Below are 21606 nucleotides of genomic sequence, written 5' to 3' on the forward strand. Positions count from 1 at the left end.
AATCTCCCGCAAACACTTGATTTATGGAGATTGCTTCGGTCACTACGCTCCCTCGCAATGACACGCCAATGGGTTTTTAGAGGTGCCCTTGATATTTTATCTGGTAAAATGAGGCCCAACTGGGCTAGTACATTGTCTATTAAATTTTTACTGGTTGTCTTTAGCACAAGTGCACGTAACAATTTAATTTCTACCGACTTTGTCGATAAAAATTAAATTGACGATGCACTAGTAGCATCCCATGGCCGCTATCATAAGTTGTGCACAGCTCAAGAAGGCGTTTGCCGCAAGGCCTCTATTTGAAGGGATAAATTTTGCCATCGAAGCCGGCGAACGAATAGGACTTATAGGCCCGAACGGTGCAGGAAAATCGACCCTTTTAAAGATAATGGCCGGAATGGAGACTCCCGATGAGGGGACGGTCTCCCTGCAACGCGGAATAAGGGTCGGGATGCTCGAACAGGTCCCGAGCTTTGCCAAGGGCGCGACGGTCGAAAGCGCCATCACCGATGGCGTTACCGGCGCTCACGATTTCGAACACGTGTCTCGCGTAAGAGAGTATATGTCAAAACTGTCGCTCGATGAGGGGAACGGCATCAGCGGCAACACACCAATTGAAAGCCTCTCCGGCGGATGGAAAAAGCGCGTCGCCCTCGCCCGCCTCTTTGTGGGCGACCACGACATGGTGTTACTCGATGAACCAACGAACCATCTCGACGTAGAGAGCATATTGTGGCTGGAAGATTTTCTTTCAGGCGCATCTTTTGCATCGGTCACCGTAACACATGACCGCCTTTTTCTTCAGCGCGTCTCGAACCGCATCTGGGATCTGGACAAAAGGAACCCGGGCGGACTTCTTTCTATAAAAGGCGACTATGCCGACTGCATTGAGAGCAAGGCGCTCCTAATGGCCGGACAGGAACAGCGCGAACTTGTGCTTAAGAACACTCTCCGGCGCGAGACCGAATGGCTCCGGCACGGGGCCCAAGCGCGCACCACAAAGCAGTATGCAAGGGTCAAACAGGCCGAGGTGTTAAGGCAAGAGGTGGGCGAGCTTGAATATCGCAATACCACATGGACCGCAAGGCTCGACTTCCACTCGGCCGAAAGAAATCCAAAGAAGCTGATCAGGGCAAAAGGGATATCAAAATCCTACGGAGACCGTCTCATTTTTAAAGATGTCGATCTGCTAATAACTCCGGGCCTTAAGGTAGGTCTTTTGGGTGCCAACGGTTGCGGCAAGACAACGCTCATACGCATCCTCCTGGGAGGGGAAAGACCCGACACCGGAAGCGTTGAGACGGCGGAACAGCTTCGGGTGATCTACTTCGAGCAGAACCGCGAGACGCTGGACCAGAACGCTACCGTTGAACAGACGGTCTGTCCATCCGGCGACCATGTAAAGTATCGCGGAAACTTTATTCATATAAGAAGCTATCTCGACCGATTTAATTTCAGCCAGCTGCAGACGGGAATGGAGGTAAGGCGCCTTTCGGGGGGTGAACAGAGCAGGCTTCTCATCGCCAAGTTGATGCTCCAAGAGGGAAACGTCCTCGTTCTCGACGAACCCACGAACGACCTGGATATGGGAACGCTTGAGGTCCTTGAACAATGTCTTCTGGAATTTCCCGGGGCTGTCATTCTTGTCACCCATGACAGGTATTTTTTGGATCAGGTGGTAAACAGGCTCCTTGCCTTTGGCGAACCCACCGGCCCCAATGCAGGAAAGGTCTCCCCCTTCGCAACCCTTGAACAGTGGGAACGGGCCTATAAAAAAGAGAGGACGGCGATGCGCGCTACGATCAGCGGGGCACGCAAAAGACAGGAAAATGCGCCCCGAACGATCGCAAAACGAAAATCAAGCTTCAAAGAGCAGTTCGAGCTCGACCATATCGAAGAGAACATCCACAAGGCCGAGGCCGAACTGGAAAGACTAAAGGCTGAATGCCTGCTTCCGGACGTCGCGAGTAGCGCCACGCGCCTTGCCGAACTGATGCCGGAGATGGCAAGACTTGAGACAGAAGTAGAAAGACTTTTTAATCGCTGGGCAGAACTTGAAAAAATACAGACAACTTGACGAGCCTGTTGAAAAAGCGCCAATTTAGGCGTCATTGTGAGTCCAGATGGCTAAACAATGTAAGCGCAAGCGGATGATTTCACGAGATTGTTTCGTCGGCAATACCCCCTCGCAATGACTTTTTCAACAGGCTCGGCAATTTGAAGGTGTGTTAAGATTCAATAGACGATAAAACCGGCGTAACCGACAACGGCGTCATAGTCGCCGCTCACATCTCCCGATGTTGCATATTTTATAAGTTCAGACTTCTTGGCGCCAAGCTCTATTGCGGCAACAATCATTATGGCCGCAGGAATGACCCCGCACATGGTAATTCGCTCGCGCCCACAAACGTCCAAGAGTCCCTTTGCGTCCAAGGCATGAATGTGAGCTATCGCCATACCGTCCTTTGTCTTGGCGGTTTCATGAGTTTCGTAATGGGTCATGTCGCTTGAGGCAACTATCAGGACCTTTTCTTTGGAATCTTTTATCACCTTTGCTATCGCCTTACCTATCTTCTCGCAGGTGTCGAACCTTATATGTGCAAGCGTTATCGGTACAAAAGTAACGGCCGGATTCTTTGCCTGAAGAAATGGAAGTTCCACCTCAAGAGAATGCTCTCTCGTGTGAGCCATGGTGTCCGGTTTTAATTCAGGACAGGCCTCAACAAGCGCCTTTGCAAGGGAGCCATCTATCTTGATATTGCCGGTCGGAAGCTCCCATTCGCCCTCTGTCATTATAGATGCATGGGTCCCCATACCTGTGTGGTTAGGCGATAGAACGATCACACGGTCGGGTACGTTCACCGCCGAAAAGACGGCCCCCGCAACACCACCTGAATAGATATAACCCGCATGAGGGGCTATGAGCCCCACAACATCGCGCGGCTTAAGTCCTGTATTTAAATATTCTTTGACCTCTTTTTCCAAATGGACCTTCGAGGCCGGGTAAAACTGGCCGGCAACGGCAGGCTTTCGTATCATAATTAACCTCCTTTTAAATATAATTATATATAATTAAGCAACTCAACTCCATGTCTTTCATTGACAATTGGTATACTACACGCTAGACGTGCGGAAATCAATCGCAACCAAAAATGGAACGTTTTCTTTTAAAATCGAAGATCCACGGCGCTTTAGTAACAGAGGCCAACCTTAAGTACGAAGGTTCCCTGACGGTCGATTCCACGCTTCTTGAAGCGGCAAATATCATCGAGCACGAGCATGTGGTCATCTGGAACCTGACGAACGGCTCAAGAATTGAGACCTATGCAATAAAAGGTGGCCCAGGCTCAGGGGTTATATGCGCCAACGGTGCCGCGGCACATCATATTAAGAGAGACGACCGGATAATAATCGCCACTTTTGCTTCATACAACGAGGAAGAGACCAAAAAGCACTCCCCTATCAAGGTCTTTGTGGACGCATCTAACAGGATAAAAAAATGAAATTACACATAAGCAATATACCTGCAGAGAGCGGTATGCAGATAAATGCCAGCTCGTCCAAAGACGAATGGCTGAAAAAGGTCTTTATAGAAGTCTTCGGCCCGGACAAGTTCAAAAAAGAGGACGGCGGAAGGCTCGACCTCCAGATATTTCGTAGCGATCGCAACCTAACTCTCATAGGCGGCATAATCCTAAAGTTCCACCCTTCCTGCGACAGGTGTCTGACATCCTTTGCAAAACAGGAACAGGTCCCCATTCATCAGATAATGGCGCCGGCACACACAAAGGGAAAGAAAAAGGTGGAAATGGATGTCGAAGACGAGGATTTTGGCTACTATAAGAATGACGAGATAGATTTGAGCGATGTGGCAAAGGAATATATCCTGCTTGCCCAACAGATGGTGAACCTGTGCAATGAAGAATGCAAGGGCCTGTGCCAGAAATGCCGCAAGAATCTCAACAACGGTCCGTGCAAATGCAAGGTAAAAAAGGAGAAGGATTCGCCTTTTGCGGTCTTAAAAAAGCTTCACTAATGCTTGACAAAGCAAGTCAAATGGTTAATTGGTTGAATCGTAAAATAGTCAAAGGAGAACAAGAGTATGGCACTACCCAAACATAAGATCTCAAAGTCAAGACGCGACATGAGAAAATCCCAGGACATGAAAGAGGACAACCCGAACGCCAGCAAATGCCCTCAATGCAACGAACCCAGACTTCCGCACAGGGTCTGCATCAGTTGCGGTTTTTACAACGGTAAAGAGATCATAAAATGAGCGGCAAATAAAGGGGCCTTTTATGAGCGTAGAGACCAAGATAAAAGATATTATCGCCGAACAGCTTGGAATAAATGAGGACGATATCGCCCCCGAATCTTCGCTGTCCGTCGACCTGGGAGCCGACTCCCTTGACATAATAGAGCTTGTCATGGCCTTGGAAGAAGAGTTCGAAATGGAGATCGCCGATGAAGAGGCCGAACAGCTCGACACCGTTAACGACTTTATCGAATTTGTTTCACGACGCAGTTGCTAAATTCCATGAAGGTTGCAATCGCTTCCGACCATGCAGGTTTCAAGATGAAAGAGGCTTTGAAGCCTCTTTTGAAGTCTTTGAATATCGAGTTGAAAGATCTGGGCACCACTTCAGAAGATCCCGTTGATTATCCCGATTACGGCAAAAAAGTAGGCGCGGCCATAGCCACAAAAAGGGCCGAGCGCGGAATACTTATCTGCGGAAGCGGAATAGGTATGTGCATCTCGGCCAACCGTTACAAGGGCGTTCGTGCCGTCACCGTAAGCGACGAGTTCGATGCTGAAATGAGCCGCAAACACAACAATTCGAACGTTGCCTGCATTGGCGCCAGAAAGACCTCCCTTAAAGATGCGGAAAAGCTCCTTAAGATCTGGTTCGAAACGCCTTTCGAAGGCGGCAGGCACGAAGGAAGAGTAAACAAGATCGACCAAAGTTAATGTCATCGCCGGCCCTTGGGACGAAGCAATCCAGTTCGTGAAATTGCTTCGTCGCATGAAGGCTCCTCGCAATGGCCAACTATAATGAATAAAAAACCATTATCACAGTTCGACCCCGATATCGCAAAGGCCATCAAAAATGAGACAGACCGGGAAGAGTACGGGCTAGAGCTTATCGCCTCCGAAAATTATGTTAGCAAGGCGGTGTTAGAGGCGCTTGGTTCCGTCATGACCAACAAATACGCCGAAGGATATCCTCATAAACGTTATTACGGCGGTTGCGAATTCGTAGACGTGGCCGAAGAACTTGCCGTGGAACGCGTGAAAAAGCTCTTCGGAGCGGAGCACGCTAACGTTCAGCCCCACTCCGGGGCACAGGCCAACATGGCGGTCTATTTAAGCGTCTTAAAACCGGGTGACACGATGATGGGAATGAGCCTTTCGCATGGCGGCCATCTAACGCACGGCTCCCCCGCCAACTTCACCGGCAAGACATATAAGATCGTGGCCTACGGTGTAAATCCCGAGACCGAAAGGATCGATTTCAATATTGTCCGTAAAATGGCCAAAGAGCACAAACCAAAGCTTATCGTCTGCGGCGCCTCCGCCTACGCGCGCGACATCGACTTTAAGTCGTTCCGCGACATAGCGGATGAAGTGGGCGCCCTTTTAATGGCCGATATCGCCCATCCAGCAGGTCTCGTTGCAACCAATCTCCATTCGGACCCTGTTCCCCACTGTCATTTTGTGACAAGCACCACTCATAAGACTCTGCGCGGTCCCAGAGGCGGCCTTGTCATGTGCAAGAACGAATTTGCGAAGCAGCTGAACTCCGCCGTTTTCCCCGGGATGCAGGGTGGCCCTCTGATGCACGTCATTGCCGCAAAGGCGGTTACTTTCCTTGAGGACCTCCAACCCGGTTACAAGACATACTGCGAACAGATAATGAAAAACGCAAAGGCGATGTCTTCCGCACTGGCGGAGAAGGGTTTCAGGATAGTTTCCGGAGGCACCGACAATCACTTGTTCCTCGTTGATCTTACAGACAAGGGCTACTCCGGAAAAGATGCCGAAGAGGCGCTCGGGAAGGCCGGGATCACGGTCAACAAAAACACGATTCCCAGAGAGACACGGTCCCCTTTCATTACAAGCGGCATGAGAATTGGCACCCCTGCAATAACGACCCGCGGAATGAAAGAAACAGAGATGAAGGTGATCGCCGGATGGATGGCCGATGTCCTTTCCGACCTCACGAACACATCGAGGCACGAAGAGATCAAAAGGGAAGTCAAGAAACTTTGCGAAAAGTTCCCGGTATATGTATAATCCGCCAGCAAAGTCACAGGCCAACAAAGCCGGCAAAGAAAAGAATAGCCTTGCTTGTCTTGCTGGCTTGAAACCTTGCTGGCCCTTCTTATGAAATGTCCGCACTGCGGAAATCTAGAAAGTAAGGTCGTTGATTCACGGCTCTCCGCCGAAGGTGATATCACAAGGCGCAGGCGCGAATGCGAGCGCTGTAACAAACGTTTCACGTCATACGAACGCGTCGAGGCGGAGCTTCCCATGATAGTCAAAAAGGACGGACGAAGGGAACCGTTCGACCGGCTCAAGATACTTCACGGCATGCAGAAGGCCTGTGAAAAGCGCCCCATCGGCATGGACACCATCGAGGGGGTCGTTAATCAAATAGAGATCTGGGCACAGGAGCTGGGCCGGACGGAGGTCTTAAGTCATCTTGTCGGCGAGAAGGTCATGGAGGCCCTCCACGGCCTGGACGAGATCGCCTACGTCAGATATGCGTCTGTATACCGCTCGTTCAAGGATATAAACGAGTTCATGGATGAACTGAAGGATGTATTGAATAAAAAGCAAAGTTAGATTCTTAGGCTAAAAACATCCTGGAGTCACTATGCCCAAAAGTAGAGATATACTAAAAACAGAAGCCTTCATGCAGCGCGCACTACACCTGGCCTTTAGGGGTTACGGCCTCACCTCGCCTAATCCTATGGTCGGGGCCGTTATCGTAAAAAATGGCAAGGTGATCGCCGAAGGGTTCCATAAAGGGTCCGGCCTTCCGCATGCCGAGATAAATGCGCTTCGCCGCGTCGGTAAAAAAGCAAAAGGTGCGACACTTTATATAAATCTTGAACCGTGCTCCCATTTTGGCAGGACGCCTCCATGCGCGGACGCTATTATAAAGGCCGGTATCAAACAAGTTATATACGGGATGAAAGACCCTAACCCTTTGGTCTCGGGCCAAGGTCTTAAAAAACTAAAGAAGGCCGGGATAAAGGTAGAGGGACCCATTCTAGAAGGTGCTTGTCTTAGACTTAATCTCCCGTTCATTAAACATATAAGAACGGGTCTTCCTTTTGTCACGGCAAAGATAGCCTTAACGCTTGACGGAAAGATAGCGGACTATAAAGGCGATTCAAAATGGATAACGAACGAGTCCTCAAGGACATATACCCATGTATTGCGGGCGGGGGTTGACGTGGTAATGGTCGGCTATAACACAGCAAAGAAGGATAAACCTAAACTTAACGTAAGGCTTCCTGGATATAAAGGAAGACAACCCGTGCCGATAGTGGTTTCATTGCGAGCCCAGAAAGGGCGTGGCAATCTCCACCGCAAGGTTGATCTTAAAAAACTTCTAAAAGAGCTGGGCGCCGCCGGATTTCAATCGATACTTGTTGAAGGTGGAGGCGAACTACAGTCCGAGATGATAAGAAAGAGACTTGTCAACCGTTTCGTTGTCTTCGTTTCAACCAAGTTACTTGGCGGCAAGGGCCTGCCGTGGACACGCGACATTGGGCCTGTTTCCATTAAGAGCCCGGTAAAGATAATCCCCGAACAGGTCTTCATGCTCGGGGATGATATCGTTATAGAAGGTCTCCCTTCTTATTAGGACTTTGCAAAGTTCTCCAGCGCTTTAATAAGCACCTTATAGAAACTTTCGACCGATTCAATCTCCACCTTCTCGTCCACCGAATGCGCCCCTTTGATCTCGGGACCGAAAGAGACCATATCCATATCGGGGAACTTCTCTCCTATCATACCGCACTCAAGCCCTGCATGGACCGCGGCGCAAGTCGCCTCTTTTCCCGCGATCTCCTTATAACTCTGTTTCATTACCGCAAGTATCTTTGAACTGAGGTCGGGTTGCCATCCGGGGTATCCGCCCGGTTCTTCGAATGTCGCTCCTAAAAGTTCGGCGGCAGCAACTAGCCTGCTCTTTAGAGCTTCCAGCTCTGTTGCGCTTGAGCTCCTTGAGAGATACTGGACGCTGATGTTCTCGCCTTCATTCTTTACAACGGCCAGATTGGTGGATGTCTGAACAAGTCCGGGAATATCGTAGCTCATCGTTATGACGCCGCTGGGTGCCAAGTGAAGATACGCAAAGAATTTTGATGAATGACTACCGCTCATCGCTTCCCCTACCTTGGCCTCTTCTACGGAGAGCTTAAAGTCGGGGTCTATCGTCTTGAGCTCGGCAGATATCTTGACCGCCTCTTCTTCAATGAGAGTTATCGCCTTGGCGCGTTCATCTTTTTTTACAGCAATGACAGCCTCTGCATAAAGTTGTGAGCGTATCCCCTGACAAATTCTGCGGTTATACCATAAGCCTTGCCACAGACGACCCGGATGTTATCTCCGATCTTGCCAACACCTCACCCAAGAAACTGCTGGCAAGGGGTGAAGGGCTGAAGGCTATTCTATCCCGATCGACGCATATAAGGATAACATCGGGCAGAGGCACCGACATCTCGTTCGACTGGGACCCGTCGCGAAGAAAATATCTTATCTCCGCAGGATACCCGCACACGCACGATGACAGGTGGAATAACTTAGGAGGAGAGGTCTACACTGCTCCTCTTCACAAGACCCTCAACGGCAAACTCGTAATAGATGGCGCCATAGGCAGCATGGGGCTTATCAAGGGGACGATCGTCGTAGGCATAAAAGAGGGTGCCGGAACTCTTAATAGAAGCGAATCAACGGCCCCTCAGGAACAACTGGATGAATTCGACGGTGAGATCAACATTTATCCGTGCGCAAAGATAGTCGGCGAATTCGGCATTGGAACGACCCCGGGGCTTAAACTTCGAGGCGAACTTTTGAACGATGAAAAAGTGGAAGGAACGATACACATCGCATTCGGAGATTCCTACGCCGCGGACGGTTCCGGCGGCGAGAACGACTGCGACGCCCACAACGACTGCATGATACTCGCCCCCACCGTGGAGATGACGATAGATGGGGAAAAGTGTCTGCTCATGGAGAACGGTATTTTTAAGGTCTAGTGCCTAGATCGTATACCAACTGCCGTCCCAGATTTGTCTTTCCCTACCGTCGGCGTAATGGATCTTTATGTCGCTCACCGTTATCGGGTTCCCTTTTGCGTATATGAAGTCCTCTTGGCCATCTCCCGGCGTTTCGTCCAATTTTCCGTCTCTTTGATATCACCGTGCGGGATATCCACGAAGAACGTCACCACATCGCTTTTTGAAGGGGCAAATACGTCCCCTATTATCTTTTCCAGATTGAATTTTACCATAGAATCAAACCTCGCTGTTTTCCCCAAACCACTCGAGCTCGCACTGGCAAAGCCAGACGCCCGCTCGCTAAGTATCATACCTCTTCTGTCACAACTGCTGGAGAAGTCTCTATTTCTTCGGCCTCAGGCTGGGCGTTCAGGGACCTGTTCACCTTGTTCATCACCATATACATTAAGGCAACCGCGATAAGAGATGTCACCGTAAGTATACCGAAGAACTTGCTGTGAGGGATCCTTTCCCAGTAACTTCCCACAAAACCGGAAAGATAGTTGCCGATAGATGTCGACAAGAACCATCCGCCCATCATAAGTCCGCGCATCCTTGGCGGAGCAAGTTTATTCGCAAGCGAAAGACCCATCGGGCTCAAACAGAGCTCGCCGAGAGTTACAACGGCATATGCAGTTACGAGCCAGAGGACCGAGACCCTTCCGGTATCGCCACCCACAAATCCTGCTATCATCATCACTGAAAAAGCTATTGCCGTAAGCAACATTCCCAACGCTATCTTGCCCGGTGTCGTTGGTTCCTTGCCTCTAAGCCTTAATTTACCCCAGAACCAGACCAAAATAGGCGTAAAGAAGACCACAAAGAAAGGATTGACGGACTGGAAGAGCTCGGGGCTTAGAGATGTGTTGGTGCAGTCGCGGGCCCAGAATGTTAAAGTAAGTCCGTTCTGATGGAAGGCCATCCAGAACAGAATAACGATCGCGTAAATAATGACGAGGCTTACTATCCTGCCCTTTTCCTGCTTTGGAGAAAGCTTAAGAACGTCCGCAGTTTTATTGGCCTTTGTGTTCACAACGACAAGAACATATTTTTTGAAGGCTAGGAATATGAACAAGGAAATCATCATCCCCGCTCCGGCCGCTCCGAACGCATAACCCCAGCCAAAATTGTTCCTTAAATAGGCGGCGGCGATCGGTGAAAAGAATGCGCCTATGTTGATGCCCATGTAGAAGATATTATAACCCGCATCCTTGTTCGGATTGTTATCGCCGTAAAGGTTCCCGAGCATCGTAGAGATGTTCGGCTTAAAGAATCCGTTGCCCAAAGAGACGACTCCGAGGGCTACACAAAACATCGGGAAATTATCTATCGCAAGGCCAACGTAACCAACGGCCATTAGAACAGAACCGATTATGATCGATTTTCCGTATCCGAGCCATTTGTCGGCCATGCCTCCGCCGAAGAGCGGGGTAAAATAAACGAACGCAACAAACGCACCGTAAATATTGGCCGAGATGTTTTTGGGAAGGGCAAAGTGCTCATCCATATACAATGCAAGGATCGCAAGCATTGTATAGTAACCAAACCTCTCCCACATTTCCGTAAAAAATAGTACCAACAGGCCCTTCGGGTGATTTTTCCACATACTTGGTGCCCTCCTTGCCCCGAGTTTGCCAAGGGGCCTTTGTCTATTCTCTTCCTTAGCAATATTTGTGCCATTTTTGCAACTTAAAAGATAAGCAATAATAGCCAGTTAGATAATGCTAATGTGGACCGTTCGGAAATCCGAACACTTTTTAGGGTAAAATTCAGAAATTAGGACGTTATTGTTGTATGTAAGACCTGTCGTTCGGGCTAAAAAGAGACGCTTTAAGGAGATGTATTTGTCCGTCCTCTTTTTTACCCTGTGGAATCAATATCTGCCCTAGTCGGTAATGCGCCTCCGAAAATGTGGGGCTGGCTAGAAGAGCCTCTTTATAGAATTTAATGGCGCCGGCCGTATCACCCTTCTCTTCAAATTCACGCGCCATGTTAAAATAGGAATCTCTATTCGAAGGTTCAAGTTCTATGGCTCCCATTAAGAGGTTCTTTCTCGCCTTTCCATTCTTTTCTTTCTCCGCCTTCTTTCGACTCCAGTTTGCAAAGAGCGCCTTTGCGCGTGACGGATTTTCTGGGCCCCGGTCGAGGGAGCACATAAGCTTTGCAACATCAAAAGACTTTTTGCTCTCCGGTGAAAGAGAAAGAAATCGATCAAAATATTTTAGAGCCTGTTTTCTGTCATCAACTTTGAAAGCATAGATCATACCCAAGTTATAATGAATCTTTGGATCGGTATCTTCCTTTGATATGATCGTTTCATAATCCTTAATCGCCATTTCGTATTGGCCAAGTTTCTGATATGAAAGCGCCCTTAGGAACCTTGCATCTTTGTTCTTGGGGTCCATTTCGAGGAGCATGGAGAGGTTTTGAACGGCGGAAGCGGGCGAACCTTTTCTGACCGATTCTCTGAGCTCCAAGACCTCATCCTGAAACATATTTTGACCTCTCATATGTTTGCCGGTGGAGGCGCAGGAAAAAAAGGATATCATGATAAGCATAAGCAATATCTGCCATCCTTCGACAAGCTCAGGATGAGCGGAAAGTGATCGTAATAACCTCTTCATATTCATCTTTTACTCCATTATATCGTAACCTGCCGACTCTTCTTTGGAAACGCTTACATCGGACCTTGCGGCGCTTGCAAATCGAACGATGTCGCCCTGCCTTGGGTTGAAATTGCCAAGGAGCCTTGCCTTTGTGAATCTTCTATCCACCTGTGTCGCTTCGGCCAGACCGAGTTCGGACTCTATGAGCCCTATTATCTGGTTCGTCTCCGGGTCGGTCAGGACCTTCCTTACCGTGCTCACCTTAAGCCGGTCCCCGAGCGCAATGTTCTTATCGCTACCGGCGTTGAAATAGAAAGACCCGCCATCGGACTCTATGACCAGCCCTAGCCACGAATAGTTCTCCACCTGTTTATCGATGACGTCCAATATGAATTCGGATGCGTCGCCAATCGCGCGCCTGGTCGCCATTCCAAGAGGTGTTTTGTGGAACGCCTCTCCGCCAAAATCGAGGATCTTGTAGTTGATCTTTCCGCCCGCCGCCTTTTCCCACGCCTTCCCTTGGGCGCGGTGAGAGTAGAGTATCTCGCCCGTCCTTGTATCTACAAGACGCATGTCTATTCCCACATGAGCTGCATTGACCTCACCACTCACCTTTGCTCCCAGAAATCCGGCGGCCATACCAGCCCCCATCTGGCGCTCCTCAAATTCCGTCACCTCGCCTACTATAAGATAATCGACACCCAAAAGATGCCCTGCCGGCGACTTTGTCATGGGCGACAGGAGCCTTGACTCACCCAGTTCCTGTTCCATCAGGACCTTTGAAAGTATTGCACGCTCCACCACAACGACCCTATTGGTATTTATGAGATCGGTTACCAACTGCGCGGCCAGACCGCCGCCGATATCCCAGCCGCCATAAACGGAGGTAAATCTGTCGGTGGAGCCGAACTTGGCAACCGCGACCCTCATCTTGGGTCTGTCCTTGGTGAAACTTGTGAGCGGCGCCGAAGACGCAAATACGGACAAGTTCAGCGTCATTGCGAGCGTAAACGAGGCAATCCAGATCAGATAACTATGCAAACAGGATCGCTTCGTCGCTAACGCCCCTCGCAATGACATGTGTAAAAATGACATGTGTAAAAGCCCTTTCATATATTTCATGGACAAGGGATATCGCTACCCCCCTCATTTATCACTTGAACATTGACATCCGAATTTATCGTGCCGTGGTTGTCTGTAACGTTAAGATTCTCGTGCCCCGCATTTATCGTAACATTTTCGGCATTCATGCCTTCACCGGCGTTCTTTTGCGACCTAATATCGTTCATTCTCTGTCTCACCTGCTGAACGGGAGTGCACTGTGTGGTATTATTCATCTGAATGAACTTATTAATTCTTATAGCATGCTCCTCATCCTGCTGTTTGAGCCTCATATTATGAAGCCTTTCAACGATCATAACTTCCTCCTCTCCGGCAAATAAACCGGCGGCAGGAACGAAAAGAGATAAGAGCAACGCTATCGAAAAGGCTTTCATCATTGTTTCATATCTCCCAAGATTATCGTTGAGCTGACCGAGGCGTTGACAGTGTTATTGCCGGAGCCCTGATCTATCTTTACATCCATCTTCTTGTGGCCAACGTGTATATTGACATCGCCCATCACCGAATTCTTGACATCGCCTGTGTTGTGGCTCTTGTCGCGGTAGCTAAAGTCCCTGTGTTCAAGAGCGCGGCCCGTCTTTGCATTTTCGCTACAGTGTTCCAGACATAATGCATGGGCATATTGAGAGGCAAATATTGTAGCAAATAAAACGATCAGAATCTTTGATTTCATATATCATTCCTTTTTTTCTCATAAGGCGTCCGACACTTTTGCTCCCGCCACAAATTGTGACGGGGCAAAAGGTGGTCGAAAGATTAAACGCTCCGGAGCTATTTTTCAGATGAGGCGCCTACATTAACATTGCCGAACGTTTGCGTGTTCGTGACACTTGCTTCTATAGATGAAGGATTGCCGCTGAATCCTCCGCTGAAATCAGAGCCTACCTTCTGATCGAAATTTCCGAGCACAGAATTGCTCACGCTACCGCCGATATCATGAGATGCAATCCTCTTGCCGACACTGTCCTCGAAAGTATTTCCTGTAAAATTAGTATTGTAGCTATCCTTTATTGATCTGTCGGAATTATCGGACGAGTCAAATGCCCGATTGTCGGTGTTGAAACTCTCCTTTATGGAGTCATCATATTTGTAGCTCCTGCTGTCGTATTTGTTATTCGAATTCAACTGTTTGACACCGGTGTCAAAAATGACCGCGCTGTCATGGATGCTGTTGTCATTGTCGCTACTGTACTTGTTATCACTGCTTTGTTTGTAGTTGCTACTCGCGCTGGCGCTGAAGAGCCATGCGTGACTCGTCTGCGAAAGCCCTACGGAGAGTCCGAGGACGAGGCAGACCACTGCTAGTTTTTTCATACTGTTCTCCTTTCGTTTGTTAAATGCCCGGTCAGCTGACCTTTTCTTTTTACCCTAAGGATTGCTAATGCATATAGCGTGCCAAGACGTCCCAAACATTAACTCGCTAATCTTTAAAGGTATTTTAATTGGGGGGCTAAAACGAACTGTTCAGATGTGTTCAATTTCCGACAGGTGCCTTACACATTATCGGCATTTTTTTCCAAAAGTTGCTAAGAATATCTTCATACGATGAAAATAAATTTCACAACTTTTCTAATTTTTTGCCGATAATATATATGGAGGATGTGAGTAGTCAACCCATGGGGGAGAGAAAAGGGGCGCCATGGGTGGCGAAATTGGCATCACGAAGGTCCATGCAGTTCCCACCGAACCCGTATTAACCCAAACAGAAGAGCTCTGCTTCAAGGAAACCGCTACCGAGCCTATTTTTGGGTTTATGTATGTGGGCGGTGAAGTGGGCGGAAATCTCGGTTTTTCAAGGTCGAACCCGGCAACGGGGAGGTCTTACGGGGTCAAGGCCAACATACTTGGGAACGGGCATGTATCGGGGATGGTAACCGTGGGCGGCCTTGGAGTAGGAATAATGTTCAATGGGTCGATAATGCCGGCCGTTGGATATAAAGGCGTATATTTTTACGGCAACGGGGCATCGATCGGAATATTCAACATCACCCCAAAAGGATTCAGTGTAGCCCCATTTTACGTCCCACTCATTATAGGCGCCCTTCAGACCTTCCCGGGCATAATACAGAACGCCGAAAAGATAGAGGAGATGGAGAACCCTCGCGACTACATCTTTGGCAACCTTTTTAAGAACATATTCTATGCAGCTCTCCCCATAGGCCTTTTGGAGGATATATTCAGGGGCAAGATCGATGCCCCAAAGCTCCCCGACCCTTCGACCAAGATGGGTGCGGCATTATCGATAAGTCTTCTTTCCGAGACCATGTCGGCAAATAAGGCCCAGGAGGCGCTGGAAGTTTCGAGGATGCTCTACCATTCAGCCGTCAAGGGTCACGCGCCTGCGATCGTCAGGGCGGAACTTTTGAATCAATATGACGTAGCCATGAGGGAGCTCAACAGAAGCGACCTGCCAAGGGATATCATCGATGACAACCTCAAGTGGGCACTTTTCATGATGAAGAGGTTCCACAGCAACTATAAAGGTTGGCTCGAAGAAGGCGATGGTTTTCCAAGCAGGGACGAGATTGAGGAATACATGACCGCCTCTCTTGTAGCCGCACAAAAGCTCCCCGTTGTCACAGAGAAGAGGAAGAATGATAAATGTGAAATCGTTAAGGCATCGGCTCCGGTATCGTTTGATGGTCTTGAGAAGGAGTACATGGAGACAATGGCGGTCTTCTCTGGATTTTTAACATCAAAGGACTCGGGAATCTATAAATATATAGTGGAAGAACAGGGTTCGATCTCAAATGAGCTCTTTGATGCAATAAAAGATAAGAGATCGACCGATACAATATCTGACATAAAATTCAGGCTCGACGCCTACACAATATGGATCTCTAACGTAAAGGGCCTTATTACTGATGGAAACAAGCGCTTTCAGATACTTAAGTGGAGAATAAAGGAACCCTCACTGGCGATAGAACTTGCCGATCCGGAAAGGATCGAAACAGCGCTTAGATCCCAAAAAGCAGAGGAATCGTATGTAAGTTACTATAAGATCAAGAACATATTCGACATCGTAGAAGAGGTCTACGTTCTGGCCGGGCTCCCCGAAGGCGACAACAGGTCGGCAATATTTGCGGCAGCTTTTAAACTGGAGGAGATGGGCTGGCAATTCGTAACACAGGATGAAAAAGAGATCTACGAATCAGCAAGGGTGATGGTGAGGGATCTATTAAGCGGCCAGGGTGCAGCTGAACTCCTGGCTGATGCCGAAAGAAGGTATGAAAAGTTCTATCAGCTATTTGAATATTCTCTGTTCGAGCTTCAGGATGAGCTTAAGAGATTGAAGAACCCCAGAATTGACGATCACATGAAAAGGCTATTTTATCTTTACAAGGGCCTTCCCAGAGAATTTCCGGTCTGCGGCAAGGGGTGCGATTATTTGGCGACCGCGGTAAGACTGAGCAACGACGAGGTCCTTGAGGCAACAAGACACACGGTAGCCATAGAGGATATCATCGAGAATATAGAGATCGACAAAAAGGACAAAAAAAACATTCTGGAGGCGGTGAACAAGTTCCTTAAAAAGCTCAGAATATACAGGGAAAAGAGGAACGCCATCGTCATGGCGGAGGTGTTGTCGAACCAGGGAGGAAGAATATGTCAGAGGTAAGATCTGTCATACTAAGGACAAATGAGGGGAGCTATCTTGCAGGAGTGAAATGCGAGGAAAGCGCCGATTTCGGCGAGTCCTCGCTCTCAGGCGCGCTTATCAACGGCTCCGACGACATTTTCTTTACCCTGCCGGGGAAGGGAAAGACATGCATCGCCACACTTTTGAACGGATCATTTAAGAGAGAGAGGATCGACAAGCCCGAGCTTAGATCAAAAGAAAAATACGAGAAAATGCTGGAAGAGAACGTATTGAGAGAAAAGAGGCTCGCAGAAAGGCTTGTGCTCGCTGAATACCCTGACGCAAGAGTTATGGGAGTAAATCTTGAGCCCGACACAAGAGAAGTGGGGACCGTAAAGATACTGGAGGCAGATCCAAAGATCAAAGAAGAGATCGAAGATGCCGTTGATAGCGCCGATCTTGAAAAGTGCGATGATTTTGGAAAAGAAAGGGGATTTCAGAAATTCGCAAATCTTCAAAGTAAGCTCTCCAAACTTTCCAAAGAAATGAAGAGGGTGATCCTTATAACAAGTATCGCAGAAGTTAACGGCAGGATAGACATCACGATACTCTCATCCCCTCTTCCCAGACTTGTAGAGATATATGATGCTGAAGACCCCCAAAAAGGCCTTGATCTCCCTTTAATTGCAATAAGGGATATCGTTGGCGACGTACTTAAAGACCCCAAGAAAATGGCAAAGTTCTGCGCCAACGACCCTGCCCTTAAAAAAGAGATAGAGGCTCTTATTGCAAAAGATAGAGACATTCAAAAGACCGGAAATGATTATAATATAGAGAACTGGAACCTGGATCTCTCGGACAGGGATATGCTTAGGGTGTTCGTAAAAATAGAGCGTCCGGTAACACACGGTATTGGATCGGTAGACACCCTTACCGAAGAAGAGAAGGGACGCTTTAAAGCAATGACCGATCAACCTTTAAGCAATAACGCGTACTCCAAAAAGCTAAAGAATATTGAGGAGACATTCGCAAAAGAAGGTTTCGCAATAGCCACCACAAAAAGGCTCGATGAGAATGGTACCGTCATATTGGATGTCGTGAAATTCCCAAATGAGCCAAAGTCCATGATCGTTACCGGCGAATTCCCTGAAGATGAGACGGATTTTATAGTCAAGGCATTTGGCAAGCCCCCTGAAGGCGGATTCAGAATGGACTCGCTCTACGGAGATCCGTCGGCAAAGGTCCCTTACGGTATCGCTGGCGTAAGGGCATACCTTCTCAACAAAGGTTATATCATCAATGAGCTAAGCATTGAGCCTGCCGGTGAAAACATATCGATCAGCTTGAAACTGGCAAAATGGGAGATGGGAAGGCTCATAATCGTCAGTCCGGAAAAGGAGGCCTTGTCGGAAAAAGAGATGCAGAAAGGAAGTAAGAGGCTCCAAAAGACAATAGAATCGGTGAAAAAGGAATATGGCAGCCGGGGTGAATATATAAGTCATGAAACCATCGGCAGAGTTAGTGCTGCTGTTAGCAGATCAATATATACAGGTCCGATACAACCGGTCGTAACCGAAGAAGATGGAAAGGCAATAATCAATCTCGTCGCAAAACCAAGAGAGCCGGAACACGATATGTCCGATACAAACATAGGCTATGGCACTCTTGGGGCGGTCGTTTCTCTAGGATACGCATATGACACCGGAAAAGGCCTGTTGGTCGGAGGCCAACTAAAATGGAACGGTGAGATAGATAGCTGGAACCCAAAGAACTGGGACACAACCCAGCTCTCCTTAAGGCTCTTCGTGAATAAGGACCTCTCAGAGGAAGATTCAATAGGAATAACCGTCTATGGATTCCACACGAACTTTGGAGGCAAAAAACATTCTGTAGTGGGAACTGATGTGCAATATAAAAGGATGATAGGAGAGAACTTCTCCATCGGCCTTGGAACAACATTTGAGGCTTTTATACAAAAGAACCAGACCTACGGCTTTGAAAAAGGCCCGGTAAGGGCAAAACCAAATTTCTCCCTTTGCTATGAAGATTCAAGGAATACGGCATGTGTAAGCGGTGCGGTCAGCATTGGCGCGGCAAACTATCAGGAGATCAGCACATTCTACGAGCACAGGCTCCCCCTCGGCGTGATCTATCTGGACGCATCAGAAGTGGAGGAAGCAAAGGAGTCCTACGTCTCCGACACCAAGCAGGGGAATAAAAAATATATCCCAATGCTAAAGTTTCGTGTCGGTGGAGGGATCCAGTCTGGCAAGGTCCCCTATCTCGAACAGATGAGCCTTTTTAGTGCCGGAGCACCTTTTCCAATAAGCCTATATAAGGCCAGAAATGATATGGCCAGCTACGTTGCTGGCGGAAGCGTGGTCTTCGAACAGCCAGTATGTGACGAAGTGACCATACTCATCGGTGCACAGTCATATATGCTTGGGAACAGCTTCAAGTGGGGAGTGGCAGGCGGCGTTTCAGCCTTCGGGATGAACCTGTGGCTCGGGTACGGAAGCGATGGCCTGATAATATATCTCTCTCCCGCCCATCTTATGCAAAGGAACGACCCATTTAAGAACCTTAACAAAATAAAGGAGGATAACAGCCATGTCAGAGAACAACTGTAAAAGACTTTCACTGAACGATAACTGCCAGATATCCTTAAATCTCACCCAATGCGGCGGTTTTGTCGACGTGAACGGTGACGAAAAAGATGACTTTGCCATAGTCAATTCGCAGACAACGATTACTGCGGACGAATTTGTCAGCGAACCCAACTATACGATCATCTACAACGGCATAGACCCCACAAGGTTCAACGACCTAGGCAAATATGTCGAAACCATACGAAGCGTGTCACATTACAATGTTGATGGCACAAAATCCTTCAGGCCGGATGATATAGTATACTATAAGGGCAATAAATATTTTCTACTACTTCTCAAGGTGGATCTAACATGCTCACCAAGCGGAGCACCGAGCGTAGACCGAACTAAAACAGTGGCCGTAATAGTGCCAAAGGGACTTATGGATATGGCAGTTATGTATGAAGAGAACCTCGCGGGCATAAGAGAAAAGGTGTTCGAACTTGCCCAAAAGCAAAAAGACGCAACACCGGAGGAGAACCAAAGGATCGAGGCTTTAATGAAAAGCTACGATCCTGAATTCAATAAGATAGCGGTGGCAAAGTTAGAGCTGGAAAAGGGTTTGAATGAAGGATCTGTTACTGTTCCAATGGAGGAACTTGAAGTTGTTAAATAACTGACGACCCTAAAATATCGTTCATCATAAATATGCAGGCAAATCCATAAGCAAGGTTTCTAAGTGTTGCCAGATGCATCTCCTCGGTCGGCGCACCGGTGGCATCGGCCATGAACCTGACCGTATAGTCCCTGAAGAATGCATCCCTTGCCGTTGATTCACAGCAAAGATTGGTCATCACCCCTGTGATAACGACATCGCAGGCGCTCTGCTCCTTTAATATTTTATCAAGGTTCGTGTTAAAAAAGGCGCTGTAGCGATTCTTGGTGATCGCAACCTCGTCCGGCTTCCTTCCCAACCTTTCATCCAGCTCCGCCTCGGGCGTGCCGTCCATGGGCATATCTCCCCACCACCTTCCAAGTATCCCAAGGTCGCTACCGTCATCTTTGTGCGCGTGACGCGTAAAAATCACGGGCCGTTTATTTTCCCTAAAATGGCAGATGAGCCTTTTTATATTATCTATTATGGCCACACCCGCGGGGCAATATCCATGCTCGCTAGGCTCCAGAAAATATCGCTGCATGTCAATCACCAAGAGGACGGCGTTATTGATATCAAATGGAAATTTGCCGGTATTCTTCCTGTCTATTGAATCGAGCCACTTTGGCGCCTTCTCCCCCAAGCTCTCTTTTGTTACGTAGGCCTTGCCCATTTGTTATCTTATTATTTGTGTCCCGGCCCTACTGCCAATTGCCAGATCGATATGATGAGGGTCAGTGATAATGGCCTTTCGACCACCTTTCTCAAGAAAAGAAATTATCGCGTTTATCTTGGGTAACATCGAACCTTTCTTGAAATGACCGCCCTTTATGTACAGCTTAAGCTCCCGCAACGAGACCTTATCCAGCGGTTTTTGGTTGGGTTTACCGAAATTTAGGAACGCCTTTTCAACTGCCGTAGATATCAAGAAAATATCGGCCCCCAGGTCACGCGCCAGGAGCGCTGACGCATAGTCCTTATCAATGACAGCCTCAACACCATGAAGATTACCGCGAGTGTCCTTAACTACCGGGATGCCTCCTCCTCCGACGGCTATAACTATCGTTCCGCCATCCAAAAGGCTCTTGATCGCGTTCAACTCGATTATTTCCTTTGGGGCTGGGGAAGCAACCACCCTCCTCCATCCCCTGCCGGCGTCTTCCATCATTTCCCAACCATCCCGTAGCATCCTCTCATCGGCCTCTTTCTTGGGGTAAAAAAGGCCTATCGGTTTTGAGGGATTCTTAAAGGCTTCGTCGTGCCTGTCGACAACCACCTGGGTCACCACAGTTGCAACGGGGAGCTTTAGCCCCCTTCGCCTTAACTCGTTGTAAAGCGCCATCTGAAAGTTGTACCCAATGGCCCCCTGGGTGTCGGCAACACACGAATCAAGAGGAACGGTATGGATCTTGCTCCTTGCCAGCTCAGATCTTAAGAGTATGAACCCCACCTGTGGGCCATTACCGTGGGTTATAACGACCCTATAGCCCTTTTCTATTATCGTGGCTATATGTCTTACGGTGGCCGCCACGCAAGAATACTGATCGGCGATAGATTGGTGTCTATCATCCATTATGAGGGAATTGCCACCAACGGCTATTACAACGAGATTCTTCATAGATCTGGAATGAAACCTACATGAAACCTACATGAAACCACACAAAATCTCAAATGAATTGATCAAGGGCACCTCATAAACTACTCACTCTGTCATTGCGAGCCCCGAAGGGGCGCGGCAATCTCCCGCAAACACTTGATTTA

The 21606-nt window shown here is 48.4% G+C and carries 23 protein-coding genes; 13 read left to right on the top strand and 10 right to left on the bottom strand.

What is annotated here, in order from left to right:
- Positions 1 to 241: 241 nt before the first annotated feature.
- Positions 242 to 2077 carry an ABC transporter ATP-binding protein gene (locus COV46_00740; GenBank protein PIR18246.1) on the top strand — a complete coding sequence of 612 codons (1836 nt, stop codon included), beginning with the start codon at positions 242 to 244 and terminating at the stop codon, positions 2075 to 2077.
- Between the two features lie 158 nt (positions 2078 to 2235).
- Here COV46_00740 and amrB read toward each other — a convergent pair whose 3' ends face one another.
- Positions 2236 to 3039, bottom strand: a complete 804-nt coding sequence (gene amrB / locus COV46_00745; GenBank protein ID PIR18247.1) for an AmmeMemoRadiSam system protein B — start codon at positions 3037 to 3039, stop codon at positions 2236 to 2238.
- 113 nt (positions 3040 to 3152) lie between these two features.
- Between amrB and COV46_00750 the strand changes: the two genes are divergently transcribed.
- The 8 genes from COV46_00750 (at position 3153) to ribD (ending at position 7877) form a co-directional block, all read left to right on the top strand.
- Complete coding sequence (locus COV46_00750) at positions 3153 to 3503, top strand: aspartate 1-decarboxylase (protein ID PIR18248.1); 351 nt, start codon at positions 3153 to 3155, stop codon at positions 3501 to 3503.
- Positions 3500 to 4036 (top strand): hypothetical protein, encoded by a 537-nt coding sequence (locus COV46_00755; protein ID PIR18249.1) that lies wholly within the window; start codon positions 3500 to 3502, stop codon positions 4034 to 4036. Before COV46_00750 ends, COV46_00755 begins: the two co-directional genes overlap by 4 nt.
- Before the next feature lie 66 nt (positions 4037 to 4102).
- Positions 4103 to 4276 carry a 50S ribosomal protein L32 gene (locus COV46_00760; GenBank protein ID PIR18250.1) on the top strand — a complete coding sequence of 58 codons (174 nt, stop codon included), beginning with the start codon at positions 4103 to 4105 and terminating at the stop codon, positions 4274 to 4276.
- Positions 4277 to 4298: 22 nt separating this feature from the next.
- On the top strand, positions 4299 to 4532 hold the full coding sequence (acpP, locus tag COV46_00765) for an acyl carrier protein (protein PIR18251.1): 234 nt from the start codon (positions 4299 to 4301) through the stop codon (positions 4530 to 4532).
- A 5-nt stretch (positions 4533 to 4537) separates the two neighbouring features.
- On the top strand, positions 4538 to 4969 hold the full coding sequence (gene rpiB, locus COV46_00770) for a ribose 5-phosphate isomerase B (GenBank protein ID PIR18252.1): 432 nt from the start codon (positions 4538 to 4540) through the stop codon (positions 4967 to 4969).
- An 84-nt stretch (positions 4970 to 5053) separates the two neighbouring features.
- Positions 5054 to 6295 carry a serine hydroxymethyltransferase gene (glyA, locus tag COV46_00775; protein ID PIR18253.1) on the top strand — a complete coding sequence of 414 codons (1242 nt, stop codon included), beginning with the start codon at positions 5054 to 5056 and terminating at the stop codon, positions 6293 to 6295.
- Between the two features lie 90 nt (positions 6296 to 6385).
- Positions 6386 to 6847 (top strand): NrdR family transcriptional regulator, encoded by a 462-nt coding sequence (locus tag COV46_00780; protein ID PIR18268.1) that lies wholly within the window; start codon positions 6386 to 6388, stop codon positions 6845 to 6847.
- A 31-nt stretch (positions 6848 to 6878) separates the two neighbouring features.
- Positions 6879 to 7877, top strand: a complete 999-nt coding sequence (ribD, locus tag COV46_00785) for a riboflavin biosynthesis protein RibD (GenBank protein ID PIR18254.1) — start codon at positions 6879 to 6881, stop codon at positions 7875 to 7877.
- Here the strand turns inward: ribD and COV46_00790 are convergent.
- Entirely contained in the window at positions 7874 to 8605 is a 732-nt protein-coding gene (locus COV46_00790) for a hypothetical protein (protein PIR18255.1), read from the bottom strand. The genes ribD and COV46_00790 overlap by 4 nt on opposite strands.
- On the opposite strand from COV46_00790, the gene COV46_00795 reads away from it, so the two are divergent.
- Complete coding sequence (locus tag COV46_00795; protein ID PIR18256.1) at positions 8554 to 9273, top strand: hypothetical protein; 720 nt, start codon at positions 8554 to 8556, stop codon at positions 9271 to 9273. The two genes, COV46_00790 and COV46_00795, sit on opposite strands and share 52 nt — an antisense overlap.
- 328 nt (positions 9274 to 9601) lie before the next feature.
- Here the strand turns inward: COV46_00795 and COV46_00800 are convergent, their stop codons facing one another.
- From COV46_00800 to COV46_00825, 6 genes are all read right to left on the bottom strand, one after another.
- Positions 9602 to 10900, bottom strand: a complete 1299-nt coding sequence (locus COV46_00800) for an MFS transporter (GenBank protein PIR18257.1) — start codon at positions 10898 to 10900, stop codon at positions 9602 to 9604.
- A 178-nt stretch (positions 10901 to 11078) separates the two neighbouring features.
- Complete coding sequence (locus COV46_00805; GenBank protein PIR18258.1) at positions 11079 to 11924, bottom strand: hypothetical protein; 846 nt, start codon at positions 11922 to 11924, stop codon at positions 11079 to 11081.
- 3 nt (positions 11925 to 11927) lie between these two features.
- Entirely contained in the window at positions 11928 to 13022 is a 1095-nt protein-coding gene (locus COV46_00810) for a hypothetical protein (protein PIR18259.1), read from the bottom strand.
- On the bottom strand, positions 13019 to 13399 hold the full coding sequence (locus tag COV46_00815; protein PIR18260.1) for a hypothetical protein: 381 nt from the start codon (positions 13397 to 13399) through the stop codon (positions 13019 to 13021). The genes COV46_00810 and COV46_00815 overlap by 4 nt, the downstream gene beginning before the upstream one ends.
- Entirely contained in the window at positions 13396 to 13695 is a 300-nt protein-coding gene (locus tag COV46_00820; protein PIR18261.1) for a hypothetical protein, read from the bottom strand. Before COV46_00820 ends, COV46_00815 begins: the two co-directional genes overlap by 4 nt.
- A gap of 98 nt (positions 13696 to 13793) precedes the next feature.
- Positions 13794 to 14336 (bottom strand): hypothetical protein, encoded by a 543-nt coding sequence (locus tag COV46_00825; GenBank protein PIR18262.1) that lies wholly within the window; start codon positions 14334 to 14336, stop codon positions 13794 to 13796.
- A 325-nt stretch (positions 14337 to 14661) separates the two neighbouring features.
- Here COV46_00825 and COV46_00830 point away from each other — a divergent pair, with 325 nt between their 5' ends.
- The 3 genes from COV46_00830 to COV46_00840 are packed head-to-tail and all read left to right on the top strand — an operon-like array spanning position 14662 to position 19866.
- Positions 14662 to 16641: a hypothetical protein gene (locus COV46_00830; protein PIR18263.1), complete on the top strand. Its 1980-nt coding sequence runs from the start codon at positions 14662 to 14664 to the stop codon at positions 16639 to 16641.
- The gene (locus COV46_00835) at positions 16629 to 19232 is read left to right on the top strand and encodes a hypothetical protein (GenBank protein ID PIR18264.1); all 2604 of its coding nucleotides are present in this window, start codon (positions 16629 to 16631) and stop codon (positions 19230 to 19232) included. Before COV46_00830 ends, COV46_00835 begins: the two co-directional genes overlap by 13 nt.
- Complete coding sequence (locus COV46_00840; protein ID PIR18265.1) at positions 19213 to 19866, top strand: hypothetical protein; 654 nt, start codon at positions 19213 to 19215, stop codon at positions 19864 to 19866. Before COV46_00835 ends, COV46_00840 begins: the two co-directional genes overlap by 20 nt.
- On the opposite strand, the gene COV46_00845 is transcribed toward COV46_00840, so the two are convergent.
- Positions 19859 to 20518, bottom strand: a complete 660-nt coding sequence (locus COV46_00845) for a hypothetical protein (protein PIR18266.1) — start codon at positions 20516 to 20518, stop codon at positions 19859 to 19861. The two genes, COV46_00840 and COV46_00845, sit on opposite strands and share 8 nt — an antisense overlap.
- Positions 20519 to 20521: 3 nt before the next feature.
- Positions 20522 to 21463 (bottom strand): carbamate kinase, encoded by a 942-nt coding sequence (gene arcC / locus COV46_00850; protein ID PIR18267.1) that lies wholly within the window; start codon positions 21461 to 21463, stop codon positions 20522 to 20524.
- Positions 21464 to 21606 lie beyond the last annotated feature (143 nt).

The organism is Deltaproteobacteria bacterium CG11_big_fil_rev_8_21_14_0_20_49_13 (genome assembly GCA_002796305.1).
GTDB lineage: Bacteria > UBA10199 > UBA10199.